Annotated in this window: 25 protein-coding genes; 16 read left to right on the forward strand and 9 right to left on the reverse strand. The window is 64.0% G+C overall.

The genetic code is table 11. The annotated features are described in order from the left end of the window. Nucleotides 1-12: 12 nt before the first annotated feature. The 4 genes from KJP28_RS00440 (at nucleotide 13) to KJP28_RS00455 (ending at nucleotide 6,325) form a co-directional block, all read left to right on the forward strand. Nucleotides 13-819 (forward strand): uracil-DNA glycosylase, encoded by an 807-nt coding sequence (locus tag KJP28_RS00440; RefSeq protein WP_218390264.1) that lies wholly within the window; start codon nucleotides 13-15, stop codon nucleotides 817-819. Then, complete coding sequence (gene moaB / locus KJP28_RS00445; RefSeq protein ID WP_218390265.1) at nucleotides 816-1,358, forward strand: molybdenum cofactor biosynthesis protein B; 543 nt, start codon at nucleotides 816-818, stop codon at nucleotides 1,356-1,358. Before KJP28_RS00440 ends, moaB begins: the two co-directional genes overlap by 4 nt. Nucleotides 1,359-1,462: 104 nt before the next feature. Next, entirely contained in the window at nucleotides 1,463-2,956 is a 1,494-nt protein-coding gene (locus tag KJP28_RS00450; RefSeq protein WP_218390266.1) for an efflux RND transporter periplasmic adaptor subunit, read from the forward strand. Between the two features lie 3 nt (nucleotides 2,957-2,959). After that, nucleotides 2,960-6,325 (forward strand): efflux RND transporter permease subunit, encoded by a 3,366-nt coding sequence (locus tag KJP28_RS00455; RefSeq protein ID WP_255552134.1) that lies wholly within the window; start codon nucleotides 2,960-2,962, stop codon nucleotides 6,323-6,325. Here KJP28_RS00455 and KJP28_RS00460 read toward each other — a convergent pair. After that, entirely contained in the window at nucleotides 6,322-7,131 is an 810-nt protein-coding gene (locus KJP28_RS00460) for a protein-disulfide reductase DsbD domain-containing protein (protein WP_218390267.1), read from the reverse strand. The two genes, KJP28_RS00455 and KJP28_RS00460, sit on opposite strands and share 4 nt — an antisense overlap. A gap of 112 nt (nucleotides 7,132-7,243) precedes the next feature. Between KJP28_RS00460 and KJP28_RS00465 the strand changes: the two genes are divergently transcribed. After that, nucleotides 7,244-7,819 (forward strand): YqgE/AlgH family protein, encoded by a 576-nt coding sequence (locus tag KJP28_RS00465; protein WP_218390268.1) that lies wholly within the window; start codon nucleotides 7,244-7,246, stop codon nucleotides 7,817-7,819. A gap of 41 nt (nucleotides 7,820-7,860) precedes the next feature. Here KJP28_RS00465 and KJP28_RS00470 read toward each other — a convergent pair whose 3' ends face one another. Both KJP28_RS00470 and KJP28_RS00475 read right to left on the reverse strand, forming a co-directional pair. Continuing rightward, nucleotides 7,861-9,036 carry an acetyl-CoA C-acyltransferase family protein gene (locus KJP28_RS00470; protein WP_218390269.1) on the reverse strand — a complete coding sequence of 392 codons (1,176 nt, stop codon included), beginning with the start codon at nucleotides 9,034-9,036 and terminating at the stop codon, nucleotides 7,861-7,863. A gap of 73 nt (nucleotides 9,037-9,109) precedes the next feature. Further along, the gene (locus tag KJP28_RS00475) at nucleotides 9,110-9,553 is read right to left on the reverse strand and encodes a MarR family winged helix-turn-helix transcriptional regulator (RefSeq protein WP_218390270.1); all 444 of its coding nucleotides are present in this window, start codon (nucleotides 9,551-9,553) and stop codon (nucleotides 9,110-9,112) included. Nucleotides 9,554-9,673: 120 nt separating this feature from the next. Here KJP28_RS00475 and KJP28_RS00480 point away from each other — a divergent pair, with 120 nt between their 5' ends. Continuing rightward, entirely contained in the window at nucleotides 9,674-10,864 is a 1,191-nt protein-coding gene (locus tag KJP28_RS00480; protein ID WP_218390271.1) for an MFS transporter, read from the forward strand. A 6-nt stretch (nucleotides 10,865-10,870) separates the two neighbouring features. On the opposite strand, the gene KJP28_RS00485 is transcribed toward KJP28_RS00480, so the two are convergent. After that, nucleotides 10,871-12,184, reverse strand: a complete 1,314-nt coding sequence (locus KJP28_RS00485) for a DEAD/DEAH box helicase (protein WP_218390272.1) — start codon at nucleotides 12,182-12,184, stop codon at nucleotides 10,871-10,873. A 365-nt stretch (nucleotides 12,185-12,549) separates the two neighbouring features. Here KJP28_RS00485 and KJP28_RS00490 point away from each other — a divergent pair, with 365 nt between their 5' ends. Beyond that, a complete protein-coding gene (locus tag KJP28_RS00490) occupies nucleotides 12,550-13,572 on the forward strand; it encodes an aspartate-semialdehyde dehydrogenase (RefSeq protein ID WP_218391654.1) in 1,023 nt (340 codons plus the stop codon). On the opposite strand, the gene KJP28_RS00495 is transcribed toward KJP28_RS00490, so the two are convergent. Next, nucleotides 13,569-14,048 carry a hypothetical protein gene (locus tag KJP28_RS00495; RefSeq protein ID WP_218390273.1) on the reverse strand — a complete coding sequence of 160 codons (480 nt, stop codon included), beginning with the start codon at nucleotides 14,046-14,048 and terminating at the stop codon, nucleotides 13,569-13,571. The genes KJP28_RS00490 and KJP28_RS00495 overlap by 4 nt on opposite strands. Before the next feature lie 119 nt (nucleotides 14,049-14,167). On the opposite strand from KJP28_RS00495, the gene KJP28_RS00500 reads away from it, so the two are divergent. The 6 genes from KJP28_RS00500 to KJP28_RS00525 all read left to right on the forward strand — a co-directional run bounded on the left by KJP28_RS00500 (nucleotide 14,168) and on the right by KJP28_RS00525 (nucleotide 17,452). Further along, nucleotides 14,168-15,799, forward strand: coding sequence for a mucoidy inhibitor MuiA family protein (locus tag KJP28_RS00500; protein ID WP_218390274.1), 1,632 nt, complete (start codon nucleotides 14,168-14,170; stop codon nucleotides 15,797-15,799). A gap of 265 nt (nucleotides 15,800-16,064) precedes the next feature. Next, nucleotides 16,065-16,253: a hypothetical protein gene (locus tag KJP28_RS00505; protein ID WP_218390275.1), complete on the forward strand. Its 189-nt coding sequence runs from the start codon at nucleotides 16,065-16,067 to the stop codon at nucleotides 16,251-16,253. Nucleotides 16,254-16,284: 31 nt separating this feature from the next. Beyond that, complete coding sequence (locus KJP28_RS00510) at nucleotides 16,285-16,554, forward strand: hypothetical protein (RefSeq protein WP_218390276.1); 270 nt, start codon at nucleotides 16,285-16,287, stop codon at nucleotides 16,552-16,554. 220 nt (nucleotides 16,555-16,774) lie between these two features. After that, a complete protein-coding gene (locus KJP28_RS00515) occupies nucleotides 16,775-16,954 on the forward strand; it encodes a hypothetical protein (RefSeq protein WP_218390277.1) in 180 nt (59 codons plus the stop codon). 97 nt (nucleotides 16,955-17,051) lie between these two features. Then, nucleotides 17,052-17,234, forward strand: coding sequence for a hypothetical protein (locus tag KJP28_RS00520; RefSeq protein WP_218390278.1), 183 nt, complete (start codon nucleotides 17,052-17,054; stop codon nucleotides 17,232-17,234). A gap of 29 nt (nucleotides 17,235-17,263) precedes the next feature. Continuing rightward, nucleotides 17,264-17,452 (forward strand): hypothetical protein, encoded by a 189-nt coding sequence (locus tag KJP28_RS00525; RefSeq protein WP_218390279.1) that lies wholly within the window; start codon nucleotides 17,264-17,266, stop codon nucleotides 17,450-17,452. A 205-nt stretch (nucleotides 17,453-17,657) separates the two neighbouring features. Here KJP28_RS00525 and KJP28_RS00530 read toward each other — a convergent pair whose 3' ends face one another. Genes KJP28_RS00530 through KJP28_RS00540 form a run of 3 tightly spaced genes read right to left on the reverse strand, consistent with a single transcriptional unit; the run spans nucleotide 17,658 to nucleotide 19,914 of the window. Then, entirely contained in the window at nucleotides 17,658-18,605 is a 948-nt protein-coding gene (locus KJP28_RS00530) for a phosphatidate cytidylyltransferase (RefSeq protein WP_218390280.1), read from the reverse strand. Then, nucleotides 18,602-19,264, reverse strand: a complete 663-nt coding sequence (locus KJP28_RS00535; protein ID WP_218390281.1) for a lysophospholipid acyltransferase family protein — start codon at nucleotides 19,262-19,264, stop codon at nucleotides 18,602-18,604. Before KJP28_RS00535 ends, KJP28_RS00530 begins: the two co-directional genes overlap by 4 nt. Continuing rightward, nucleotides 19,264-19,914: a carbonic anhydrase gene (locus KJP28_RS00540; protein ID WP_218390282.1), complete on the reverse strand. Its 651-nt coding sequence runs from the start codon at nucleotides 19,912-19,914 to the stop codon at nucleotides 19,264-19,266. The genes KJP28_RS00535 and KJP28_RS00540 overlap by 1 nt, the downstream gene beginning before the upstream one ends. 165 nt (nucleotides 19,915-20,079) lie before the next feature. Between KJP28_RS00540 and KJP28_RS00545 the strand changes: the two genes are divergently transcribed. From KJP28_RS00545 to KJP28_RS00555, 3 genes are all read left to right on the forward strand, one after another. Further along, nucleotides 20,080-20,433, forward strand: a complete 354-nt coding sequence (locus KJP28_RS00545) for a hypothetical protein (protein WP_218390283.1) — start codon at nucleotides 20,080-20,082, stop codon at nucleotides 20,431-20,433. A 64-nt stretch (nucleotides 20,434-20,497) separates the two neighbouring features. Beyond that, the gene (locus tag KJP28_RS00550) at nucleotides 20,498-21,883 is read left to right on the forward strand and encodes a leucyl aminopeptidase family protein (RefSeq protein ID WP_218390284.1); all 1,386 of its coding nucleotides are present in this window, start codon (nucleotides 20,498-20,500) and stop codon (nucleotides 21,881-21,883) included. Next, the gene (locus KJP28_RS00555) at nucleotides 21,880-22,743 is read left to right on the forward strand and encodes a C40 family peptidase (protein WP_218390285.1); all 864 of its coding nucleotides are present in this window, start codon (nucleotides 21,880-21,882) and stop codon (nucleotides 22,741-22,743) included. Before KJP28_RS00550 ends, KJP28_RS00555 begins: the two co-directional genes overlap by 4 nt. Here KJP28_RS00555 and KJP28_RS00560 read toward each other — a convergent pair. Continuing rightward, nucleotides 22,724-23,059 (reverse strand): DUF2794 domain-containing protein, encoded by a 336-nt coding sequence (locus KJP28_RS00560; RefSeq protein WP_218390286.1) that lies wholly within the window; start codon nucleotides 23,057-23,059, stop codon nucleotides 22,724-22,726. The genes KJP28_RS00555 and KJP28_RS00560 overlap by 20 nt on opposite strands. Between the last annotated feature and the right edge of the window lie 302 nt (nucleotides 23,060-23,361).

Genomic DNA, 23,361 nt, shown 5'->3' on the forward strand with positions numbered 1-23,361 from the left:
AGTTTGGCGGTCATGGAATCGGCTCTGGATTGGCATCAGGCGAAAGCGCTGCTCGAATGGTATGTCGAGCTGGGGGTGACGGATGCGGTCGCGGAAGCGCCGATCGACCGCTACGAATTGCCGCCCGAGGCGCCCAAAACCGTCGCGAAACCCAAGGCAGCCGCGCCTGAGGCACAGCCTTTGTCGGTTGTTCCCGATACGCCCCGGATCGACTGGGTGGCCGAAGCGAAAACGCTGGCGGCGCGTGCGGACAGTCTCGAAGCACTCGCCGAAGCACTTCAGGCCTTCGAAGGGTCGCCGCTCAAGAAAGGCGCGCGCAACTTCGTCTTTGCCGATGGCAATCCCGCGGCCCGCGTGATGATCGTAGGCGAAGGGCCGGATGAAGAAGAGGACCGCGAAGGTCTTCCCTTCGTCGGACGCGCCGGGCATCTGCTCGACGCGATGTTCGCGGCGATCGACATGAGCCGCGCCGCGCCCGATGCGCAGCAGTCGATCTACATCACCGGTGCCGTTCCGTGGCGGCGGCCAGGAGACCGTGCGCCGACCGAGGCAGAAATGGACATGTTCCGCCCTTTCCTGATGCGTCATATCGAGCTTGCGGATCCCGACATCGTCGTGCCAATGGGCAATGCAGCCTGCCTTGCGTTGCTCGGACGGCAGGGGATCGCGCGTATTCGCGGGCAATGGGCCGAGGTGGCGGATCGCCCCGTGCTTCCGATGTTTCACCCGAGTCACCTGCACCGCATGCCCGCGGCGAAACGCGAAGCCTGGGCGGACTTGCTGACCTTGCAGGCAAGGTTGAGGGAAATGGCACCATGAGCCGTATAGACGAGACCAAGGATTTCATCCCGGTGCGCATCGCCGTGATGACCGTGTCCGACACCCGAAGCCTCGCCGACGACCGGTCCGGCGACACGCTGGTGGCCCGGATCGAGGGTGCGGGCCACGTGCTGGCAGACCGTATGATCGTGCGCGACGAGCGGGGCGAGATCGCGGATCACCTGCGGGCGTGGTCGCTGGACCCGGAGGTCGACGTCATCATCACCACTGGCGGCACCGGGCTCACGGGCCGTGACGTGACGGTGGAGGCGCATCGCGACGTTTATGAGAAGGAGATCGAGGCCTTCGCCACGGTGTTCACGATGGTCTCGATGGAAAAAATCGGAACCTCCGCCGTGCAGAGCCGTGCAACAGGCGGCGTCGCCAACGGAACCTACCTTTTCGCGCTCCCCGGCTCGACCGGAGCCTGCAAGGATGCGTGGGACGAAATCCTGCAATATCAGCTCGATTATCGCCACGCCCCCTGTAATTTCGTCGAAATTTTTCCGCGTCTGGACGAACACAAGCGACGGAAATAGGGCCAACGCCCGTTTCACCCCGTAACGGCCTTGTCAATTTTGCCGGATTGCTAGTGTGCGGCAGGGCGGGCAAGCTGTGTAAATGTACAGATACGGATGACTTGATGCGATTTCTCCGCCGCTCCCTGACCGGGCTTTTTCTCGCTTCGCTGACCGTCGCGGCCCTCGCGATGGCGGCCTACGTGGTGCGCGACGCGGTGGAAGCGCGACTGGCGCAGGACGGTGGCGCGATGCCCAACCGGGAACGCGTCTATACCGCAGATGTCGTCCGCGTGGTGCCTGAAACGGTCACGCCGGTTCTCGAAGCCTTCGGCGAGGTCGTTTCCCGGCGCAATCTCGAGATCCGGTCGGCGGTCGGTGGCACGGTTGTGGAACTTGGCGAAAACTTCGTCGAGGGCGGGCGGGTTCAGTCAGGCCAGATGCTTGTAAGGATCGACGCGACCGACCTCGAGGACGCAGTATCGCTCGGCCGTGCGGACCTGTCCGATGCCGAAGCCGAACTTGCCAATGCCGAGGCGGTGCTCACCCTCGAACGTGATGACCTGACAAGCGCGCGGCGTCAGGTCGAACTCAGGAATGCCGCCGTTCAGCGCCAGCAGGATCTGCTGGATCGCGGCGTGGGCACGGCCGCCGACCTCGAGACCGCAACGCTCTCGGCAGCGTCGGCGGAACAGGCGGTTCTTGCAGCGCGCGCGACGGTCAACGCCGCAGAGGCGCGGGTGGCGAGCGCCGGGACCGCCATGGAACGCGCCCGGATCGCGCTGGCCGAAGCCGAGCGAAACCTGTCGGATGCGACCATCACCGCCGATTTTTCAGGCGCCCTTGCGGATGTCGCCGCGATCGAAGGCCGGCTTGTGACCGCAAACGAACAACTCGCCACGCTGGTCGATCCCGAAACGCTCGAAGCCAGCTTCCGGCTCTCCACGGCGCAATATGCCCGCCTTCTGGACGAGGCCGGCGACCTAGTGCTTGCGGATGTCTCGGTGAGCCTGGATGTCGCCGGTGTCGACCTGATCGCCACCGGCCGCATCGCGCGCGAAAGCGCCGCGGTTGGCGAAGGCCAGACCGGTCGACTCATCTTCGCGCGGCTCGACCAAGCCGTCGGCTTTCGCCCCGGCGATTTCGTGACCGTCCGGATCCTGGAGCCCGCGCTCGACAATGTGGCCCGCATCCCGGCCGCGGCCGTGTCGGGCACGGATGAAGTGCTCGTGGTCGAGCAGGGCGGCCGCCTGTCCGAAGCGTCGGTCGACGTGGTGCGCCGGCAGGGCGAAACGGTCCTGATCGCCGCCGACACGCTGGCCGGGCGCGAGATCGTGGCGGAACGTGCGCCGACGCTCGGCGCTGGAATCCGCATTCGTCCCAACCGCGATCCGTCGGATCCCGCGGCCGGCAATGCGGGCGACGAGAACGCCGAGGCGCCGCGCGACAACCCGAACCTCATAACGCTGGACGACGAACGTCGCGCCAAGCTCATCGCCTTCGTGGAAGGCAGCGCCCGGTTCCCGATGCGCGCGAAAGAACGAATACTGACGACACTCCGCCAACCCGAGGTCCCCGCCCAGATGGTCGAGCGGATCGAAAGCAACATGGGCAGCTGACCGATGGCGCGACAGATGCGACAGGGCGGAATGGCGGGCGGAATCCTCTCGTATTTCACGCGTCATGCGACCGTGGCGAACCTGCTTTTCGTCCTCCTCGTCGTCGCGGGTCTCACGGCGATGCCGAACCTGCGGGCGCAGTTCTTTCCCGATGTGGTCGTCGACGACATCCGCGTAACCGTCACATGGGACGGAGCCGGGGCCGAGGACGTGGACGCGGGCATCATCCAGGTTCTCGAACCAACGCTCCTCGCGATCGAAGGTGTCGACGAAAGCACATCGCGCGCCCGCGAAGGTCGCGCCTATACGCGTCTCGAATTCGAACCGGGCTGGGACATGGCGCAGGCGCTCGACGATGTCGAAACGGCTGTAAGAAGCATCTCGAACCTGCCCGACGACGCCGACGATCCCGTGGTTTCGCGCGGCGGCTGGACCGACCGCGTGACCGACGTGGTCATCACCGGACCGGTGGGTGTCGATCAGCTTGCCCGTTTCGCGGACGAGATGATTGCGCGGCTCTTTCTCGAAGGCGTCACCCGCACCAGCATCGTCGGGCTTGTGGCACCGCAAACGGTGGTCGAGGTCACGACCGCTGACCTGATGCGTTACGACCTTACGATGTCGCAGATCGCGCAGGCCATCGCGGGCGAAACCGAGGCCAACCCTGCGGGCAACGTATCGTCCGGTGCGGCGCGCGTGCGGGCCGGTGTGGCGAAACGCTCTGCCGAAGAGATTGCGGCGATTGTCCTGAGGTCAGACCTCGACGGAAACACGCTCACCATCGGTGACGTTGCGCAGGTCCGGATCGAGGGCGTGGACCGGGGCCGGGCCTTCTTCGTCGGCCAAGACCCCGCCATGACGATCAGCGTCGCGCGTTCCGAGGCCGGGGACGCGATCGGCATTCAGCGCAGCGTCGAAGAGGTCGCCGCCGAGCTCGTGACCACGATGCCCGAAGGCGTGAGCATCGACCTCGTGCGGAGCCGCGCAGAGTTCATCACCGGGCGTCTCAACATCCTTCTGGACAACGGCCTCACCGGTCTGGCGCTGGTCCTCGTCACGCTGTTTCTGTTCCTGAACGCACGCACCGCGCTTTGGGTCGCGGCCGGTATCCCGGTGTCGATGCTGGCGGCGGTGGCGATCATGTATGGCTTCGGGCTGACCATAAACATGATCTCGCTTTTCGCGCTCATCATCACGCTCGGTATTGTCGTGGACGACGCCATCGTGGTGGGCGAACATGCCGACTTCCGCGCACGGCGACTGGGCGAAAGCCCGGTGGAAGCGGCCGAGAACGCCGCGCGGCGCATGTTTTCGCCGGTGTTTTCCGCAACGCTCACGACGATCATCGCGTTCTTCGGCCTGACCTTCATCAACGGGCGCTTCGGCGAATTCATCGCGGACGTGCCCTTCACGGTGATCGCCGTGCTCACGGCCTCGCTGATCGAATGCTTCCTGATCCTGCCCAACCACATGTCCCACGCGCTGACCCACACCGCGAAGGAGCATTGGTACGACTGGCCCTCGCGCCAAGTGAACAAGGGCTTCCGCTGGTTCCGCGACAAGGTGTTCCGCCCGCTCATGGTCTGGATCATCCGCGCGCGTTACGCAGTGGTCGGCGGGGCGATCCTGCTGCTCGCCACGCAGGCGGCGCTGTTCATCCGCGGCGACGTGCCGTTCCGGTTCTTCAACGCGCCCGAACAGGGGACCATCACGGGCAATTTCGCGCTCGTGAACGGTGCCACGCGCAGCGACACGATGGATGTCCTCCGGGCGCTGCAGGCCTCCATCGACGGTGTCGGTCAGTCGCTCGAGGCCGAACACGGCACCAGCCCCTTCACCTACGTCCTTGCCGAGATCGGTGGGTCGTCCGGCCGGGGCCTGGCGAGTGCGGAAGACAAGGATGCCGACCTGCTCGGATCGGTCACCATCGAACTCATTGACGCGGATGAGCGCCCGTATTCGTCCTTCGACGTGGTGTCCGCGCTTCAAGACGCCACGCCGGATCACCCCTTGCTCGAGGAATTCACCTTCCGGGGCGGCCGGTTCGGACCGGGCGGTGACGCGCTGGATGTCGAGCTTCTCGGTGCGGACAACGAGGTGCTGAAGGCGGCGGCCGAGGCGCTCAAGACGGCGCTTGGCGACTTCGCCGAGGTCTCGGCTCTGGAAGACAGCCTTGCCTATGACAAGGAAGAACTCGTGCTCGAACTGACCCCGCAAGGGCAGGCACTCGGGTTCACGATTAGTGATATCGGACAGGTCCTGCGCCACCGGCTCTCGGGCATCGAAGCCGCGACCTACCCGGATGGCATGCGTTCCGCCTCGATCCGCGTGGAATTGCCGGAAGACGAACTGACGCTCGCCTTTCTCGAGCGTTCGCGGTTACGCGCGAGCGAAGGTGTCTACGTGAACCTGGCGGATGTCGTCTCGATCACGTCGCGGCAGGGGTTCTCGGCCGTCAATCGCGAGAACGGCTTGCGCGTGGTCGAAGTCACGGGAGACATCGACGAAGACAATGCCGAACGTGCCGCCGAGATTCAGTTGGCGCTCGAGGATACGATCCTACCGCAGATCGCCGAGGATTTCGGGATCGACTACAATCTCGCGGGCCTCGCCGAACAGGAAAGCCGGTTTTTGGGCGATGCGCTGTTCGGGTTCATCCTGTGCATCATCGGCATCTACATCGTGCTTGCGTGGATTTTCTCCAGTTGGACCCGGCCCCTCGTCGTCATGTCGATCATTCCGTTCGGCCTGATCGGCGCGATCTGGGGACATGCCGCTTGGGGTCTGCCGCTGTCGATGTTTTCCATCGTGGGTTTGATCGGCATGGTCGGGATCATCATCAACGATTCCATCGTTCTGGTGACGACCGTGGATGAATATGCCGAGGATCGGGGTATCCGCCCCGCCATCGTGGATGCCGTGGCGGATCGCCTGCGGCCCGTGTTCCTGACCACGGCGACGACCGTGCTGGGCCTTCTCCCGCTCCTGTTCGAAGGGTCGCAACAGGCGCAATTCCTGAAGCCCACCGTGGTCACGCTGGTCTACGGGCTCGGGATGGGCTTTTTCCTCGTCCTGCTCGTGGTGCCTTCGATCCTCGCCATGCAGGAAGACGTGCGGCGGCAGACCTCGGCTCTCAAGCGCGCCTTGCGTGCAGGGCATCGCGCACCGCGTGCTGCGCGGCTCGTCGGGGGGGCGGCCTTTGCGATTTCTGCCCTGTTCGTCGCGACCCTGGGGTGGACCCTCGCCACCGGAAGCTTGCCGGGCGGGGTCGGCTCCATTTTCCTTGCATTGGGGCTTTTCCTGGCGGGCGCGGCGATCATCAGCCTCGCAGCCTTCGCACTCGGCTGGCTACAGCGCCGCTCGGTCTAGTCGGCCCGCTCGATCGTATCGCAACCCTGCACATCGACCCCGCGCCCCGCACCAAGTACGGTGAATCGCATGTCAGCGGCCTCGACGTCGAATGGCTTGCCGTCCGGGGCGACAAGGTCGGCATAGACCGCAATCGGCCCCGCTTCGTCCCGGCCGCCGACCGCTTCCGATACCCACACGCCTGCATCTCTCGCCTCAAACACGACAGTCTCGCCTTGGGCGATCTGCGGCAGGTCGAGCACGGCGTGAACGCGGACACCGTCCGAGATGTTCTCGACCTCGCAGGCGACCGATGCGACGCCCGCTTCGGCTTCCGTATCCGGGCGGAGTTCAAGTGCGCGCAGGATCGCTGCTGAAGGTTGCGTCAGGTCGGCGGGCAGGGTGGCGTCCAGCGTTTCGTTCACGGGGACGCAGATGTGTTCGCAGATACCCAGAAGCAGTTCGGCAGACAGCGTGACGTCCTCGCCCGCCACTTCCGGCGTCACCTCGATGGGAAGCAGCAGCTCTTCGCGATACCCGATCGTCGTCATGCCGCTCACGTCCAAAACCTCCGGCACCGGCCAGTGATAGGCGACGGTCGCAAGGTTCTCGGACCCCGTCCAATCGAGCTCGGGCGGGATGCCCCCGTCGCCCGGCGCGCGCCAATAGGTCTTCCACCCCGGCTCAAGCACGACGTGCAGCGCGGCCATGTGGTTGCCGTTCTCCATCCGCCAGCCGGTCAGGAGCGTAATCGACGCCTTTGGCATTTCCGCCCAGACGGGCGCGGCCATCAAGGCAAGCACAATGGAGAGCAGGATTTTTCTCATGACGCTTCCGATATAGCCGGGGGGTGCACAACAGGAAGTCACATTCTCGCGTATTGCGCGCGAGATGCGCGGAACGCTTGCAATAGCGCAACAGCGTGCCCATCCTTGAACCATGACCGACATCGACACGCCCCAGGACTTCACCGGAAAGCTGCTCATCGCGATGCCCGGAATGGGTGATCCCCGGTTCGAACATTCGGTGGTCTACCTCTGCGCTTACTCCGACGAAGGCGCGATGGGGCTGATCGTGAACAAGCGCGTGCCGGACATCACCCTCAACGATCTGCTGGAGCAGCTCGAGATTGTCGCGGGCAGCGGGAGCGACGGCATCGCCGTGCATTTCGGCGGCCCGGTCGAGGGTGGGCGCGGCTTCGTCCTGCATACGCAGGATTACGAAGGCGCAGCAGGCACGCTGACCGTTACCCCGTCGATCTCCATGACCGCGACGAAGGATATCCTCGAGGATATCGCGAAAGGCACCGGCCCGCAGCAGGCGCTGACCGCGCTGGGCTATGCGGGCTGGGGTCCGGGACAGTTGGAGGACGAGTTGCAGCAGAATGCATGGCTTACCGTCGATGCGGATGCGGCGATCATCTTTGATCCCGACAACGACACCAAATGGTCAAAGGCCCTGAAGAAGCTCGGAATCGACCCGCTGGTTCTGTCCGCCGAGGGCGGGCGGGCCTGACATCACGCCCCGGACCGGGTCCGGGGCGCGCAATTTTACAGTCAGATGCGTTCGATCGCGATGGCGATGCCCTGACCGCCGCCGATGCACATGGTGATGAGCGCCTTGCTCCCACCGATCCGCTCAAGCTCGTACATCGCCTTGACCGTGATGATCGCGCCTGTCGCGCCGACCGGGTGGCCAAGTGCGATGGCGCCGCCGTTCGGGTTCACCTTGGCCGGGTCGAATTTCAACTCGTTCGACACGGCAAGCGCCTGTGCGGCGAAGGCTTCGTTCGATTCGATCACGTCGAAATCCTCGACGCCCAGCCCGGTCTTTTTCATCAGGTTCTGAACCGCCGGGATCGGACCGATGCCCATGACCTCGGGGCGCACGCCCGCATGGGCGTAACCAAGCACGCGGAATTTCGGCGTCAGACCGGCCGCCTCGGCCGCTTCGGCACGGGCCAGAACGATGGCCGCCGCACCGTCGTTGATGCCCGACGCGTTGCCCGCCGTGACGCTCCCGTCCTTCTGAAACGCCGGGCGCAGACCGGCGAGTGCTTCGGCCGAGGTCGCCTTGGGGTGCTCATCGGTGACGAATTCGACCGTCTCGCGCCGCGATTTCACCTCGACCGGTGTGATCTGCTCCGCGAAATACCCCGCTTCGATGGCCTTCGCCGCCCGCGACTGGCTTTCCAGCGCGAAGGCGTCCTGATCTTCCCGGCTGATCCCGCATTCCGAGGCCACGTTCTCGGCGGTGACGCCCATGTGCCCCGTGCCGAACGGGCAGTTCAAAGCGCCGAGCATCATGTCCTGCGCCTTGGCATCCCCCATCTTCTGACCCCAACGCGCGACCGGAAGCGCATAGGGCGAGCGGCTCATGCATTCCGCGCCCCCCGCCAGACCGAAATCGGCATCGCCCAGCATCAGGGACTGAACGACCGATACGATCGCCTGTGCGCCCGAACCGCAAAGCCGGTTCACGTTCATCGCGGGCGTCGTCTCCGGCACGCCCGCCTCCATCGCGGCAACACGCGACAGGTACATGTCGCGCGGTTCGGTGTTGATGACATGGCCATAGGCCACATGCCCGATCTGGCCGCCCTCGACCCCGGAACGCTCGAGCGCCGACTTGGCGACCGTCGCGCTAAGGGTGATTGGGGGCGTCCCGGCAAGGCTTCCGCCGAAAGTCCCGATAGCGGTTCTTGCCCCGCCCAGAATGACGATATCGCTCATGGTTGTTCTCTTCCTCCTGATGTGTCGCGCAAACCTGCCTCGGCCAGCGCCATTGTCCAACCCTGACGCCGTGTCAGGTTTCGGCTCGTGAATTGGTCGAGGCGGTCAGCTTGGACACGCCCCTCTCGAATGCTTCGAAGTCGTCTCCCAGAAGCGTGCGCAGTTTCTCGTCATAGGCCGAAGCGATGGGCGCAAGTGTCTCGATCATCTCGCGCCCGGCCTTCGTCAGCCGCAATTCCACGAGCCGCCTGTCCGACTTGTTCTCGATCTTGGTGACGTAACCTGCCGCCTCGAGCTTCGACGCTGCCCGGCTGACCTTGGGTTTGTCCATCCCCACCCGCCGCGTGATCTCGCGCACCGAAACGGCGTCTTCCTGGCTGAGATGCGCCACGACGCGCCATTCGGCGACGTTGATCCCGTAGCGCTCCCGGTAATGATGCGAGAAGCCGCCCGACACCGCACGGGAAAGCTCGTTGAGTTTGTAGGGCAGGAAGCCCTCAAGTCTGAAGTTGGTCAAATGCGCCCCCTTGGGAAATCGCCCCACTATGCCGCAGGGCAGCGAACATGCCAAGCCGACCCGGCTTGCACCCCTGCGCGTTTTCGGATCATGTGCCCGGACGTTCGCAGGGAGGGAAAGATGCGCGCCGGAATCGTTACGCTCGTGGTCGCCTATGTGTTGAGCCAGTTCTACCGCGCGTTTCTCGCGGTGATGGCCCCGGTGCTGAATGCAGACATCGGTGCCGCGCCCGAGGACCTCTCTAACGCCTCCGGCCTGTGGTTCCTCTCCTTTGCCGTCATGCAGATCCCCGTAGGCTGGCTCCTCGACAACGTCGGGCCGAAACGCACGGCTTCGGTCCTCTTCGCGCTGGGCGCGGGGGGTGGCGCGGCGGTCTTCGCGATGGCGCAGGGGCCGGGGCATGTGAGCCTCGCCATGATCCTGATCGGGATCGGGTGTTCGCCCGTGCTCATGGCGAATTACTTCACCTTCGCCCGCGTGTTCGACCCAAAGGTGTTCGGCACACTCGCGGGTGTGGTGCTCGGCGTCGGCACCTTCGGCAACCTCGTGGCGTCCTACCCGATGGCCTGGGCGGTCGAGACGTTGGGCTGGCGCGAAACCATGTGGGTGCTCGCCGGGATCAGCGTGGCAGTCGCCGCCGTCGCCGCCGTGCTGGTGCAGGATCCGCCTGCGCTCGAACACGAAGGTGGCGAGAAACCCAAAGGCTCGGTTCTCACGCTCCTCGCGTTGCCGGCGCTCTGGGCGATCTTCCCGCTCCAGATCGTCAACTACGCGCCGGCCGCCGCGCTGCGCGGGTTGTGGTCCGGCCCGTATCTCGAAGATGTCTATGGCCTCGCCCCGTCGGGGATCGGGTGGGTCACGCTGGTCATGGCGCTCGCCATGATCGCGGGGAACTTCCTCTACGGCCCGGCGGATCGCCTGTTCGGGACGCGGAAATGGGTGATCTTCGTCGGCAACGTGCTCTCGGGCCTGTCGCTTTTGGCGCTGTGGATGTTCCCGGCAAGCGGCGTGGTGCAGACCACGGTCCTGCTCTCTGCCGTCGGCCTGTTCGGGGCGTCCTTCCCTCTCATCATGGCCCACGCGCGGGCCTTCTTCCCGGCGCATCTGACCGGGCAGGGCGTGACGCTCATCAACCTGATGGGGATCGGCGGGGTCTCGTTCTTCCAGTTTCTGTCGGGCGCGGTCTATGGTGCGACGAAAGAGGGCGCGGCCAGCGTGACCGCGCCCTACGAGGCGTTGTTCCTTCTGTTCGGCCTGCCGGTTCTGATCGGCTGCGCGATCTACCTGTTCAGCCGCGACAGCGTGAACTGATCCGGCTCAGGCGGCCTTGCGACCGCGATTGCGCCGACGCTTCTGACCGCCGGGCTTGCCCTGACCTTGCGCGGACTTGGGCTTGGCACCGTGAGACTTGGGCTTGCCCTGACCGCCGCCGCGCGGGCCGCCACGCCCGCGACCACGTCCGCCGCCGCCACCGCCGCGTTTCGGCGGATCGACCTCTTCGGGCTGCTCGCCGCCGAGCACGGGAATGTCGATCTTCATCACTTTCTGGATCTGGCGCAAAAGCCCGATCTCTTCGCCTGTAACGAAGGCGATGGCATCCCCATCCGCGCCCGCGCGCGCCGTGCGCCCGATGCGGTGGACATAATTCTCGGGCACTTCAGGCAGGTCGAAGTTGAACACGTGGCTCACACCCGGAATGTCGATGCCGCGCGCGGCCACATCCGTGGCCACCAGCACATTCGCATCACCGTCGCGGAACGCCTTGAGCGCGCGTTCACGCTGCCCCTGGCTCTTGTTGCCGTGGATCGACACCGCGTCGAAGCCCTCGGCCACGAGCTGTTTCATCAGCCGTTCGCAGCCATGCTTGGTGCGTCCGAAGACAAGGCTCATGCCGCCCGGCTCATCCGCAAGGTACTGGATCAGGAGACGCTGTTTGTCGGCCTTGTCCTGCGCCCAGTGGACGCCCTGGGTGATCTTGTCGGCGGCCTTGCCGGGGGCGGCGACCTGCACCTTCACCGGGTTGTGGAGATAGGCGCGGCTCAGTTCCTCCATCTGTTTCGGCATGGTGGCCGAGAACAGCATGGTCTGACGCGGCGTGCCAAGCTCGGGTGCGATCCGGCGCAGCGCATGGATGAACCCCATGTCGAGCATCTGGTCGGCCTCGTCGAGGACGAGGAACGTGGCCGTGTCGAGCCGCACCGCGCGCCGCTCCATCAGGTCGATGAGACGGCCCGGGGTGGCGACGAGGATATCGGTGCCGCGCGACAGGAATTGCACCTGCTTGTTGATCGACGCGCCGCCGACCACGGTGTTCACCTTGAGGTGCAGGCCGTGGACATAGGTTTTCAGGTTATCGGCGATCTGGTTGACCAGTTCGCGGGTCGGGGCGAGCACCAGCGCCTTGACGCCTTTGGCCACGCGCTTGTCATGGCTGTGCATGATCTGCTGCACCAGCGGCAGGCCGAAGGCCGCCGTCTTGCCGGTGCCTGTCTGTGCGAGACCCATCACGTCCTTGCCCTCCAGCGCATGCGGGATGGCCTGCGCCTGAATCGGCGAGGGGGTCTCGTAACCCGCGGCCGAAATCGCCGCGAGCAGCTTCGGGTCGAGCCCGAGGTCTTTGAATGTCGTCATTATATCTTTCCGCGAGGCGCAAAGCCCCGCTCATCGGGCACGCGCCGCGTGCCTCTTCGCTTCGGGTCGCGCCTGAGCCTCATGCCGGGCTCATGCCCGTCACCGTCCGGCGCGTTGCCCCCCGCGTGAAATGGGAACTCTTTGGTGAGCGTCTGCTCGATCATCCAACCCTTGCCGGGATTATGCTTGTCGTTCTGACCGGCGGCGGCTCACGCGGCCGCATGTTGGATAGGGGCCATATCGGCTGTGCGGCATCGAAAGTCAACAAGGGCGTCATGACGATTGTTGATACCGCCGCCCCTTTCATCGCTGCCCGGAGTGCTGTATCAGCGCCCGCAAACTTGCACACCGCAAAGGAGAGCCACATGGGCTACAAGGTCGTCGTCTGCGGCGCCACGGGGAACGTGGGCCGCGAAATGCTGAACATCCTGGCCGAGCGCCAGTTCCCGGTCGACGAGGTCGCAGCACTCGCATCGCGCCGTTCGCTGGGAACCGAGGTGAGCTTTGGCGACAAGACGCTCAAGACCCAGGATCTCGACGCATTCGATTTCTCGGGCTGGGACATGGCGCTGTTCGCCATCGGCTCGGACGCCACGAAGAAATACGCGCCCATCGCGGCGAAGGCGGGCTGCGTCGTGATCGACAACTCGTCGCTCTATCGCTACGACCCGGACGTGCCGCTGATCGTGCCGGAATGTAACCCGGACGCGGTGCACGGCTATTCCAAGAAAAACATCATCGCCAACCCGAACTGTTCCACCGCGCAGATGGTCGTGGCGCTGAAGCCCTTGCACGAGCGCGCGAAGATCAAGCGCGTGGTGGTGTCGACCTACCAATCCGTGTCCGGCTCGGGCAAGGACGCGATGGACGAGCTGTGGAACCAGACCAAGGGCATGTTCGTGCCGGGGCAGGAGGTCGAACCTTCGGTCTACCCCAAGCAGATCGCCTTCAACGTGATTCCGCATATCGACGTGTTCCTGGATTCCGGCGACACCAAGGAAGAGTGGAAAATGGTGACGGAGACAAAAAAGATCGTCGATCCCGCCATCAAGGTCACCGCAACCTGCGTCCGCGTCCCGGTCTTCGTCGGCCACGCCGAGTCGATCAACATCGAGTTCGAGGACTTCCTCGATGAAGACGAAGCCCGCGAAATCCTGCGTCAGGCGCCCGGCATTCTCGTGGTCGACAAGCGCGAGGACGGCGGCTACGTGACCCCGGTCGAAAGCGTCGGCGACTTCGCGACCTTCATCTCGCGCATCCGGCAGGACGTGACGATCGAGAACGGGCTGAACCTGTGGTGCGTGTCCGACAACCTGCGCAAGGGCGCAGCGCTGAACGCGGTTCAGATCGCCGAGCTTCTGGGCCGCGAGGTTCTGAAGAAGGGCTAATCGTCCTCGATCAGACTGAAATCGTCGTCGCCTTCGGGGGAAACTCCGGCGGCGATGTCGTTCAGGACATGGTGCATCCGATGCGGATGGCCGGGCATGGGCGCGCGGAACTTGCGCACCAGGCGGCTGTAGGGAAACCCCAGCTCGGACGCCTTGCACATCCGCTTGCCTGTCGCGTCGTGGAGGGTGAGACCGCCGCCCGCAGGCACTATGCGAAAGCCGCGCCTGTCCAGCCGTGCGGAAAGATCGGACCTACTGACCGCCGAGGCCATGTCGGCAGAGAGGAGCCGCTGCAAGTGTGCGACGAGCGGCTCATCCGCCCGGTTGGGCGTCTTCGCGGACCTCGCGCGGCGTAGCTCTTTCTCGATCAGGTGTCGGACGATCTGACCGGGTGTCACGTCATGTTCCTGTGCGAGTGCGGCGAGGTCGCGTGCGAGGGCAGGGGGGACGGGAATCGTGAGCGTATCGAAAGCCATGAGCGATCCTCGCCCAGCTTGGTTAAGCATCGGTGAAGAAGCGCCGATCTCCCGATCGCCCCTATCGCCCGCGCAGACCCCACGCTAGCGTGCCCCCATTAAAAGAGAGGACCCCGACCATGCGTGCCAGCGTTTCCCTGATTGCCCTGATGCTTGCCACCCCGGCTCTGGCCGAAGATGTCTTTGCGCAGGCGCCCGTGGTCAACGCCGTGATCTACCCCGACGGCGCGACGCTGACCCTGCGCGCGGAGGTGGAACTGCCGGCCGGCACCCATCGCGTTATGGTCCCCTATCCGGGTGCGGACGGGCTCGTCAGCCTGCCCCGCATTCAGACAAGCGAAGGTGTCGAGATCGGCGCGCTGGGCTTTCGCCGCGCGGTCGCGGCGGACCCCGAAGCACTCTATACGGACGCGCAGGCTGACGCGGCGGCCGTGATCGACGCTGTCGAGGACCGGCTCGAAAACCAGAGAAACGCGCTGGAGGCTGCACGCGCCGACGTGACCGCTCTGGAAGCGCGCGTTGCCTACCTCGCCGCCGTCGCGCCGCCCGAAGGCGGAACGCCCGCCGAAATCCTCGCCACCGCAGACCTGGTGGCCAACCAGACAGCCGAAAGTCTGCGCGCCCTGACCGCGGCCCGGACCGCGCTCAAGCCCATGCAGGATGAGATCGAGGCGCTCACCGGCGAACTCGCCGCCGCGCAGGCCGAGTTGGAGCGCCTGTCGCCGCCCGCCGCCGAGAACGACATGCTGACCGTCGAAGTCACGCACGAGGCCGCCGGCCCTGTCGCGCTCGAATTCACCGAGCAGACCTGGAGCGCGGGCTGGCGTGTCGACTACGACATGGACCTCGACCGTGACTCCGGGACAATCGCTCTGGACCGAAAGATCATCGTCACGCAGGACACCGACCGGGCCTGGACCGATGTCCGGATGACCCTTTCCACCGCCCGGCCGAGCGACGCCATCGCGCCGTCCGAGGTCTGGCCGGACAAGGCCGACATTTTCGACCCGGTCGTGGCACGGTCCGGTGCTGAGCGCGATCGGGCCGACGACACCGCCTATCTTGCCGAGCCCGCGCCGATGGCCATGGCCGAAGAAAGCGCGATGAAGACCGCGGGGCTTCAGGTCGACGGGCTCGCGATCAGCTATGTCTACCCCGACCCGGTCTCGGTCGCGCCGGGCGAATCCGCCGAACTCGCGCTCGACCAACTCACGCTCGAGGCAGAGACCACCATCGAAGCGGCGCCGCGCTATGACGACACCGCGTTCCTCGTCGCCGACATCACCAACACCACCGGCGAGCCGATTCTGCCGGGACGTGCGAGCCTTTCGCGCGACGGATATTTCGTGGGGCAGACCCAGATCGCGATGATTCCCGCGGGGGCGGATGAAACACTGCCTTTCGGTCCCATTGAGGGCATTCGCCTCGACACGATCTTCAAGCGCAATGAAGAAGGTGACACCGGCATCATCTCGAAATCCTCCACCCGTCAGCAACAGATCACCTTCACGGTCGAGAACCTGACGGACGAGACGCAAGACGTGCGCGCGCTTTACCCGCTGACGTTCTCGGAGAAAGAAGACCTCGAGGTCGACGTGATCGCGACGCCCGCGCCGAATGAAACGGACGTCGAGGATCGGCGTGGCGTGTCGGCATGGAACATGACACTGGCGCCGGGGGAAACGCAGGAGGTTCAGATCACCGTCGATCTGGACTGGCCGGAGGGCGAATTGCTCGACTGGCGTCCATGATCCGGGCATCTCATTACAAATCGCAATGAATTTACCTTAACTAAAATCGTTCTCATGAGGCACGTTTTGGCCCCAATGGGGCGCGAATTGTGTCCGAATCCATGGCGACACTCAGGCCATCGGGTGATCGGCCCGATCGCGTGGAAAACCCCGCAGCCGACATCGTCGCTCTGAGCGCGATCCTGTCGGGATCTACCGGGAACCGGCTTTCTCATCACAACGACACGCGCTCTCACGGAGCGCCGACGGACCGGAGAGTTTCATCATGGACCAGAACATCATCGCATTTCCCACCGCCCGTGTCGCCAGGGTCGCACGCGACCTGCCACACCACGCCGCCGCGACCACGATCGTGTCGATCGAGAAATGGAAAAGGCGCGCGCGGCCGCATCGGACCGCGAACGGTGTGTTCTTCGTGACAAATGTGCTGACCACGTCCGGCGACTTCGCCTGAACCAGACCTCTGACCAAACGGGAGACGACAGATGACCCTTTCCATTGCCACCGAACATGCGGAACCCATGAACGCGGTGCCCGAAACCATGACCGACGGACCGATTATCGAGAAAATCCGCAGGGGGCGTCTTGCCGCGCTCGCCGCTCTGCGCGCTCGAACGGCGCAAACCGAAAACGTCGTGTCGATCTTCGACACCGCGATCGAAACCCGCATTTCAGAACCGGTCTTTCGTTCGCGCCGCTCGGGTTCCGGACCGCGCCCTTCGAAATTGCTCCTGACCCGACCGATTCTCGCGTGACGCGACTCACCTTAAGAAAGGGCCAAAATAAGTCTCATCCTTTCGGACGTATTCTATGGAATGGGACGAATATGGCGGAAAACCATCCTGAATCGTGAGCGCAGGGTCCAAAAATGGTCGAATTGTCATTGTCTTGCCGCAATTGAGCACAAATCCAGCCAAAATCGGGGCGCACATTTGTTCACATCGGAACGAAAAAGTGCAAGCGAGGCAAAGAAGAATGGCTGCCACCACTCCGAAAAACCAAAAGGACGTGAACGTTCTCCGACCGTCGCGTGCGTCTGCGGACACACGCCGGATCAAGAGCCGGAAACGCCTTCCCACCCTGACGAGCGACGAGATCGAAGAGTTCTTCAAGAGCGCCGACGCCAGGAACAAGAACTGGAGGCTCGCGGCCTGACTTTCGCGCCCTCCTGACCCTACCTGACCAAAAAAATCCAACTCGAACCATCCGGCCGCAAAACAAAAATGTACGGCCAAGACCTGGGGAACGACCAATGCAAAACAACGTGATCGACTTTACCGCCTACAAATCCGCCAAGACCACCTCCGAGGTCCCGGCGAAGCCCTACACGGACAATGTTGTCTCCTTGACCAAATGGAAAGCGACGGCCCAACAGCGCCAGACCGCCATCCTTTCGCACACCGACGTGCTCATCTCCGGCGGCTACGCCGCCTGATCTTGCCCCCGGACACAGGAGAAAAAAACATGACCCTCATCGAAAAAGCCCGCGCTGGCCGTATCGCCGCTCTCGCATCCCTGGCAACCGAAGCTGACAAGACCGACAACGTCGTCTCGCTCTTCGACTTCACGCGCTCGGCAAAGGCTGATCCCGCCCCGACACCGAAGTTCCACTCGATCCGAGTTCAAGGAGAAGTGGTGCGACTGGCTGCCTGACCAAAAGTCGCGCCAACCCGAGAACGGGGGCGGTTCCCTCTCCAAACCCGTTCTTCATGACGTCGGTCGAACACTTCCCCCAGCAAGGCCGACGATACCGGGGTGAGATTCCGGGATTCTAGAATTTTAGAATCCCGGAATCTTCTTATTCAGGGTGTGAAAACGCGCGCCCGCCGATGGCACGAAAGACGGTCGCGGACAACGCTCAGCTCGCCGTCCAGAAGAACCGCACGACATGGAAAAACAACGGTGCCGCAAAGACCACCGCGTCGAGCCGATCGGTGAATCCGCCATGCCCGGCGATGAGGTGGCCCCAGTCCCGCACGCCCTTGTCCCGCTTGATCGCAGCCATGACGAGGCTTCCGAAAAACCCGATCAATGTGATCATCCCGGCCATCAGCGCGGTCTGCCAGATCGAGAACGGCGTGAGCCAGCCTAACAGAACGCCGATGACCATGCCCGACGCGGTGCCTGCGGCATAACCTTCCCACGTTTTCGATCGCGACAGGTTCGCCGCGACGGGGTGACGCCCGAACATCCGCGACCAGACGTATTGCAAGACGTCCGCGCCCTGTATCACGATCACGAGCCACGCGATCAGGAGGATTTGCCGCCCTTCGAACCCCTCGATATCGAGAGAAAGCAACGCCGGGATGTGCGACGCGGCGAAGACCGTGATCATCAGCGCCCATTGCGTTTCCGCAACCCGGCGCAGAAACCGCTCCGGCTCGCCCCGGACGGCCGACGCGATGGGCAACAGCAGGTAGGCATAGACCGGGATCAGGATCGAATAGAGCCCGTACCAGTCGATATAGATCAGGAAATATTGAAGCGGCAGGATCACGAAGAACGAAATCAGCAGGGACCAGTGGTCGGCCCGCGTCTTGGCCGTCAGCGTGAGGAATTCGCGCAGGGCGGCAAAGGAAATGAACGCAAACAGAACGATGACACCGCCCTGACCGAACGCGAACGCGATGGCAAGAAGCACGACCATGCCCCACCACGACGTCACGCGCGCCGCATAGGCTTCGACGAAAGATTTCGCGCCTTCGCCGGAAAATACCTTGCGCAGGCCTTCGCCAAGCAGCGTGGCCGCGACCAGGAACGCGATCATGCCCAGGAGCAGATAGAAAAAGTCCGCATAAACGTTCATGCCACCCGATCCTCCTCGGGCCGAACGGCGAGCAACGCGGCTTGCGCACGTGCCAGGAAATCCTCTTTCGTCTCATCCTCGCCAAGGTGGATGGGTGCGCCATATGTCACGGTGCACAGAAGTGGCAGAGGCACGACTTCGCCTTTTGGCAGGATCTCGTTCAGATTCGCGATCCATGTGGGGACGAGATCGACGTCCGGGCGCTTGGTCGCGACATGGTAGATACCGGTCTTGAACGGCATGAGCGGGTCCGGCCCCATGTTTCGCCCGCCTTCCGGGAAAATCAGAAGACTCGATCCGTCCTCCAGGGCGCGCACCATCTGCTCGACCGGATCTTCGCTTCGGGTTTCGGGGTTGCGGTCGATCAGGACCGCGCGAAACACGTCCCGCCCGGCGAACGCGCGCAGTTTCGACTTGAGCCAGTAATCCGACGCCGCGACAGGGCGCGTCTGGCGGCGCAGGTTCGGCGGAAGCACCGCCCAGGCAAGCACGAAATCCCCATTCGACGTGTGGTTGGCGAAATAGATCCGCTGGCGCGGCACCGGGTCCACGCCCGCCCAGATCGCCCGTGGCGCGGTAATCAGCCGCGCGAACAACACCAACCCATGCCCGGCCACATCCGCGACGAACCTGAGCGCGATGCGGCGAAGGCGCTCCATCAGACCGGCTGGAACCCGTCGCTTTCGGCGTCGAAATACGACAATCCGCCCTCACCGATATCGTGCCACAGACCATGAAGCGTAAGCTCCCCGGCCTCGACCGCGTCCTTGACGAAAGGAAAGGTTATCAGGTTCTCGAGCGAGACCTTGACCGCTTCCTTTTCAAGATGCGCGACGCATTCGGCCCCGGAATGTGCATCCTTGATCCGGTCGTAACCGGGTTTGAGAATGTCCATCCAGCGCCCCACGAAGCTCGACTTTTCTTCCAGCGCGGGGGCTGCCCCGGTCGCCATGTCGTAAAAACCCTGCACGCCACCGCATGAACTGTGGCCCAGGACGATGACATGCGCGACCTTGAGCGCAGTCACGGCGTATTCGACGGCGGCCGAGGTGCCGTGCTGATTGCCGTCCGGCTGGTAGGGTGGGACGAGGTTGGCGATATTGCGGTGAATGAAGAATTCGCCCTGATCCGCGCCGAAGATCGACGTGACATGAACGCGGCTGTCACAACACGAGATGATCATCGCGCGGGGATGCTGGCCTTCGGATGCCAGCCGTCGATACCAGGCCTTGTTGTCTTCGTAACTCGTGGCCTTCCAACCCTTGTATCGCTGGACAAGGTATTTTGGGAGTGCTTGCGCGACGTGCATCCTGTCATCCTTTTCTGGCGTCACAGTCTATTAGGCCGGTTTTGATGGAAATTCGAGCGATTTCAATAAGGCGGAGAAACCTTTTCTTGAGAGAGGTCGGCCAAGGTCGACCACGCTTTGAGGGAAAAGGGGTGTGGTTCGATGTGTGTTGCGCAATTGAAACCCATGGAAAACGTGAAGCTGGACCAGGGCCAGCTCGAGACTTTGTATCGTCAGCTTGGCCCGGTCGGAGCCGACAAGGTAGTCAATCATGCGCTCGAAGAACTCGCGTCGTTGCTTGCCCGCCTGCCGGCGGATTACGGCGCCGCAGAAATGTCTGCACTGTCCGATGGTGCCAGGGCGTTGGCCGCCGTCGCGCAACAGGTCGGGATGACCAAGCTCGCCCGCGTCGCGCGTGACGTGTCCGACCTCGCCCCGCGCCACGACAGCAACGCGCTTGGCGCGGTCATGGCGCGGCTCGAACGGATCGGTGATCGCTCCCTCGCCGCTGTCTGGGACATCGCGGACCAGTCCGTCTGAGCGACCGCTTGCAGGTGCCGCTGGCGGCGTTACTCTGTCCGAAAATTCCTCGGATGGAGCCCACATGACACTGACGTTCGCCCCTGACACCGACGATGCGATCCCGCTTTACCTTGTGCCGAAAGACGGGGTCGATGCGTTTCGCAAGACCCTGTCCGGTCGCGACGCAGGGTGGCTCGACGCGCGCGGCTTCAAGGGCAATCTTGGTCAGGTCGTGTCCTTCCCCGGTGACAGCGGCAAGGTCGCTTTGGCGGTGGTCGGTTACGGAGACGGAAAGGCGCGTGCACGCAAGCGTTTCGGCACGGCGACGGCGCGCGGGGTCCTGCCCGACGGCATCTACCGGCTGGTGACAGAACTCGAAGGCGATGCGCTCGACGAAGTGGCGCTTGGCTGGCTGCTCGCGGGCTATCGCTTCGACCGATATGCCAAGAACCCCGGACCCAAGGCCAACATGATTGCGCCGGACAATGTCGACGCCGCGCGGATCGAAGCGATCGCGGCGGGTGAGCACCTCACACGCGACCTCATCAACACGCCGGCCAACGATATGGGGCCGGACGAGTTGGAAGCCGCCGCCCGAAATCTCGCCTCCCGCTTCGATGCGGAGATCAGTGTCACCACCGGCGACGCGCTTCTCGAGGCGAACTTCCCGCTGATCCATGCGGTTGGCCGCGCCTCGCCCCGCGCGCCGCGCCTGATCGACATGCGCTGGGGGGCAGACGGCCCGAACCTCGTGCTGGTCGGCAAGGGCGTGTGTTTCGACACCGGCGGGCTGAACCTCAAACCTGGCGCGTCGATGGGGTTGATGAAGAAAGACATGGGCGGCTCCGCCACCGTTCTGGGCCTCGCGCATATGATCATGGCGCTTGGGCTGAAGCTGCAACTCCGGGTGCTCATCCCGGCGGTCGAGAACGCGGTGGACGGATCGGCTTTCCGCCCCGGTGACGTGCTGCCGAGCCACAAGGGGCTGACGGTTGAGATCAACAACACCGACGCCGAGGGGCGGCTGGTGCTGGCAGACGCGCTGGCCGTGGCGGATGCCGAGATGCCGGACATGATCGTTTCCATGGCCACTCTCACAGGCGCGGCCCGTGTCGCGGTCGGCCCCGACCTCGCGCCTTTCTACGCGACCGACGACATGGACGCGTCGGCCGTCAAAGCCGGTGCCAAACGGGCCGCAGACCCTGTGTGGGAGATGCCGTTCTGGACGCCCTACGAGCCGCGCATCGAACCGGGAATCGCGGATCTCGACAACGCGCCTTCGGGCGGGTTCGCAGGCTCGATCACCGCCGCGCTCTTTCTCAAACGCTTCGTGACCGACACGGACCGCTACCTTCATTTCGACATCTACGGCTGGCAACCTGCTGCAGCGCCGGCCCGCCCAAAAGGGGGCGTCGGGCAGGGCGCGCGCGCGTTGCTCGAAGCTTTGCCGGGAATGCTGAAACTGTGACCGACCGGCGGCTTCTGCGCACGAACGGCACCGCAGCGCACAGCTCGCTTGAAGGGCAGGTGGAGGCCGAGCGCTTTACCGATGGCACGCCCTGTCAGGTCAACGCGCAATCCGTCGCCATCCTCGCCTCGCCCCGTGGCCCGCGCGAGCGCGAACTCATCACCGGCGAGGGGTTCACGGTGCTGGATCAGGAAGGCCGTTTTTCCTTCGGTTTCGCCGAGAAGGACGGCTACGTGGGCTGGGTGTTCTCGGACGTACTGATGCCACGACGGGTGATGACCCATCGCGTGACAGCACCGCGCAGCTTTCGCAAGGAAACGCCCGACATCAAGGCGTGGGAGCCGGTTTTTCCACTTTCTTACGGCGCACAGGTCGAGGTGGCGGATCAGGACGGGACATGGTCCCTGATCCTCATGCAACAGGCCCCGACCGACGACACGCCCGCGCAATTCGTCGTCCCCACCGCTCACCTCGCACCGCTCGGAGTACTGGCCGAGGACCCCGTGGCCGAGGCCGAGAAGCTTCTCGGGACGCCCTATCTCTGGGGCGGCAATTCCAGTTTCGGCATTGATTGCTCAGGTCTCGTGCAAGTTGCGTGGCAGGCCTGCGGCGTGTCCATCGGGCCGGACAGCGACTTGCAGGCTCAGAGCGGCGCGGAGACCGACGCGCTCTCCCCCTCAGACCTGATGTTCTGGAAAGGACATGTGGCGATGATCGCGGATGAAACCCGGCTCATCCATGCGAACGTGCATCACATGGCGGTGGCCTTCGAAGAGATCGACGCGGCCGTCGCCCGGATCGAGGCGCAGGGCGATGGGCCTGTCACGGCGATACGCCGGATCACTCGACCGAGCGGATGAGTTTGCGTTCCAGCACGCGCAACACGGTCTTGAGTTCGCCCCCGCGTTTCAGAATCTGACCATCCATCCCGATCACCGCATATTGTCCCTGGCGATTGCGGAGCTTCGGACGTTTTTCGATCCGGTAAAGCGGGTGTTCTGCGGCCCTTCGAAAGACCGAGAAAACCGCCACGTCCCTGAGAAACGACATCCCGTAGTCCCGCCACTCTCCGGCGGATACCATGCGTCCATAAAGTCCGAGGATGACGGCCAGTTCCCCACGGTCGAAAGCGACCCGGTCGTCCTGTCTTCCCGGAAAGGGTGTCGGCGCGTTCATATCCTTAGATTGGGGTCAAACGGGCGGCAGATCAATCCCCGCTGCGCACGCCCCATTCAGGACATAAAAAGACCCGCGCTTTTCCTCGCCATGCCCAAAGATGCGCCCGGATTGCCCGGCAAACAGGATATCAGAGGCGCAAGTCTCCCCGGTGTCGCTTTCAACAGCCCCCACCCAGTTCGCGGCACCGGGAAACAAAACCCCACCCTAACCGGTGGGGTTTTGCACGTTTGGGACATCCGCTTTTTGCGCGCGTTGCCGGTTTCAGAAGGATTCCGGGATTCTAGAATTCTAGAATCCCG

The sequence above is a fragment of the Maritimibacter dapengensis genome, from assembly GCF_019218265.1.
Classification (GTDB): Bacteria; Pseudomonadota; Alphaproteobacteria; order Rhodobacterales; family Rhodobacteraceae; genus Maritimibacter; species Maritimibacter dapengensis.

What these genes read in the sequence shown, in the direction of transcription:
- KJP28_RS00465 (WP_218390268.1), top strand. Translation starts at nt 7,244, where the DNA reads ATGACCGACATCGACACGCCCCAGGACTTCACCGGAAAGCTGCTCATC.
- KJP28_RS00550 (WP_218390284.1), top strand. Translation starts at nt 20,498, where the DNA reads ATGACACTGACGTTCGCCCCTGACACCGACGATGCGATCCCGCTTTAC.
- KJP28_RS00470 (WP_218390269.1), bottom strand. Translation starts at nt 9,036, where the DNA reads ATGAGCGATATCGTCATTCTGGGCGGGGCAAGAACCGCTATCGGGACT.
- moaB (WP_218390265.1), top strand. Translation starts at nt 816, where the DNA reads ATGAGCCGTATAGACGAGACCAAGGATTTCATCCCGGTGCGCATCGCC.
- KJP28_RS00535 (WP_218390281.1), bottom strand. Translation starts at nt 19,264, where the DNA reads ATGGAGCGCCTTCGCCGCATCGCGCTCAGGTTCGTCGCGGATGTGGCC.
- KJP28_RS00450 (WP_218390266.1), top strand. Translation starts at nt 1,463, where the DNA reads ATGCGATTTCTCCGCCGCTCCCTGACCGGGCTTTTTCTCGCTTCGCTG.
- KJP28_RS00455 (WP_255552134.1), top strand. Translation starts at nt 2,960, where the DNA reads ATGGCGCGACAGATGCGACAGGGCGGAATGGCGGGCGGAATCCTCTCG.
- KJP28_RS00460 (WP_218390267.1), bottom strand. Translation starts at nt 7,131, where the DNA reads ATGAGAAAAATCCTGCTCTCCATTGTGCTTGCCTTGATGGCCGCGCCC.
- KJP28_RS00520 (WP_218390278.1), top strand. Translation starts at nt 17,052, where the DNA reads ATGCAAAACAACGTGATCGACTTTACCGCCTACAAATCCGCCAAGACC.
- KJP28_RS00440 (WP_218390264.1), top strand. Translation starts at nt 13, where the DNA reads ATGGAATCGGCTCTGGATTGGCATCAGGCGAAAGCGCTGCTCGAATGG.
- KJP28_RS00500 (WP_218390274.1), top strand. Translation starts at nt 14,168, where the DNA reads ATGCGTGCCAGCGTTTCCCTGATTGCCCTGATGCTTGCCACCCCGGCT.
- KJP28_RS00490 (WP_218391654.1), top strand. Translation starts at nt 12,550, where the DNA reads ATGGGCTACAAGGTCGTCGTCTGCGGCGCCACGGGGAACGTGGGCCGC.
- KJP28_RS00480 (WP_218390271.1), top strand. Translation starts at nt 9,674, where the DNA reads ATGCGCGCCGGAATCGTTACGCTCGTGGTCGCCTATGTGTTGAGCCAG.
- KJP28_RS00515 (WP_218390277.1), top strand. Translation starts at nt 16,775, where the DNA reads ATGGCTGCCACCACTCCGAAAAACCAAAAGGACGTGAACGTTCTCCGA.
- KJP28_RS00525 (WP_218390279.1), top strand. Translation starts at nt 17,264, where the DNA reads ATGACCCTCATCGAAAAAGCCCGCGCTGGCCGTATCGCCGCTCTCGCA.
- KJP28_RS00540 (WP_218390282.1), bottom strand. Translation starts at nt 19,914, where the DNA reads ATGCACGTCGCGCAAGCACTCCCAAAATACCTTGTCCAGCGATACAAG.
- KJP28_RS00485 (WP_218390272.1), bottom strand. Translation starts at nt 12,184, where the DNA reads ATGACGACATTCAAAGACCTCGGGCTCGACCCGAAGCTGCTCGCGGCG.
- KJP28_RS00510 (WP_218390276.1), top strand. Translation starts at nt 16,285, where the DNA reads ATGACCCTTTCCATTGCCACCGAACATGCGGAACCCATGAACGCGGTG.
- KJP28_RS00560 (WP_218390286.1), bottom strand. Translation starts at nt 23,059, where the DNA reads ATGAACGCGCCGACACCCTTTCCGGGAAGACAGGACGACCGGGTCGCT.
- KJP28_RS00530 (WP_218390280.1), bottom strand. Translation starts at nt 18,605, where the DNA reads ATGAACGTTTATGCGGACTTTTTCTATCTGCTCCTGGGCATGATCGCG.
- KJP28_RS00545 (WP_218390283.1), top strand. Translation starts at nt 20,080, where the DNA reads ATGGAAAACGTGAAGCTGGACCAGGGCCAGCTCGAGACTTTGTATCGT.
- KJP28_RS00505 (WP_218390275.1), top strand. Translation starts at nt 16,065, where the DNA reads ATGGACCAGAACATCATCGCATTTCCCACCGCCCGTGTCGCCAGGGTC.
- KJP28_RS00495 (WP_218390273.1), bottom strand. Translation starts at nt 14,048, where the DNA reads ATGGCTTTCGATACGCTCACGATTCCCGTCCCCCCTGCCCTCGCACGC.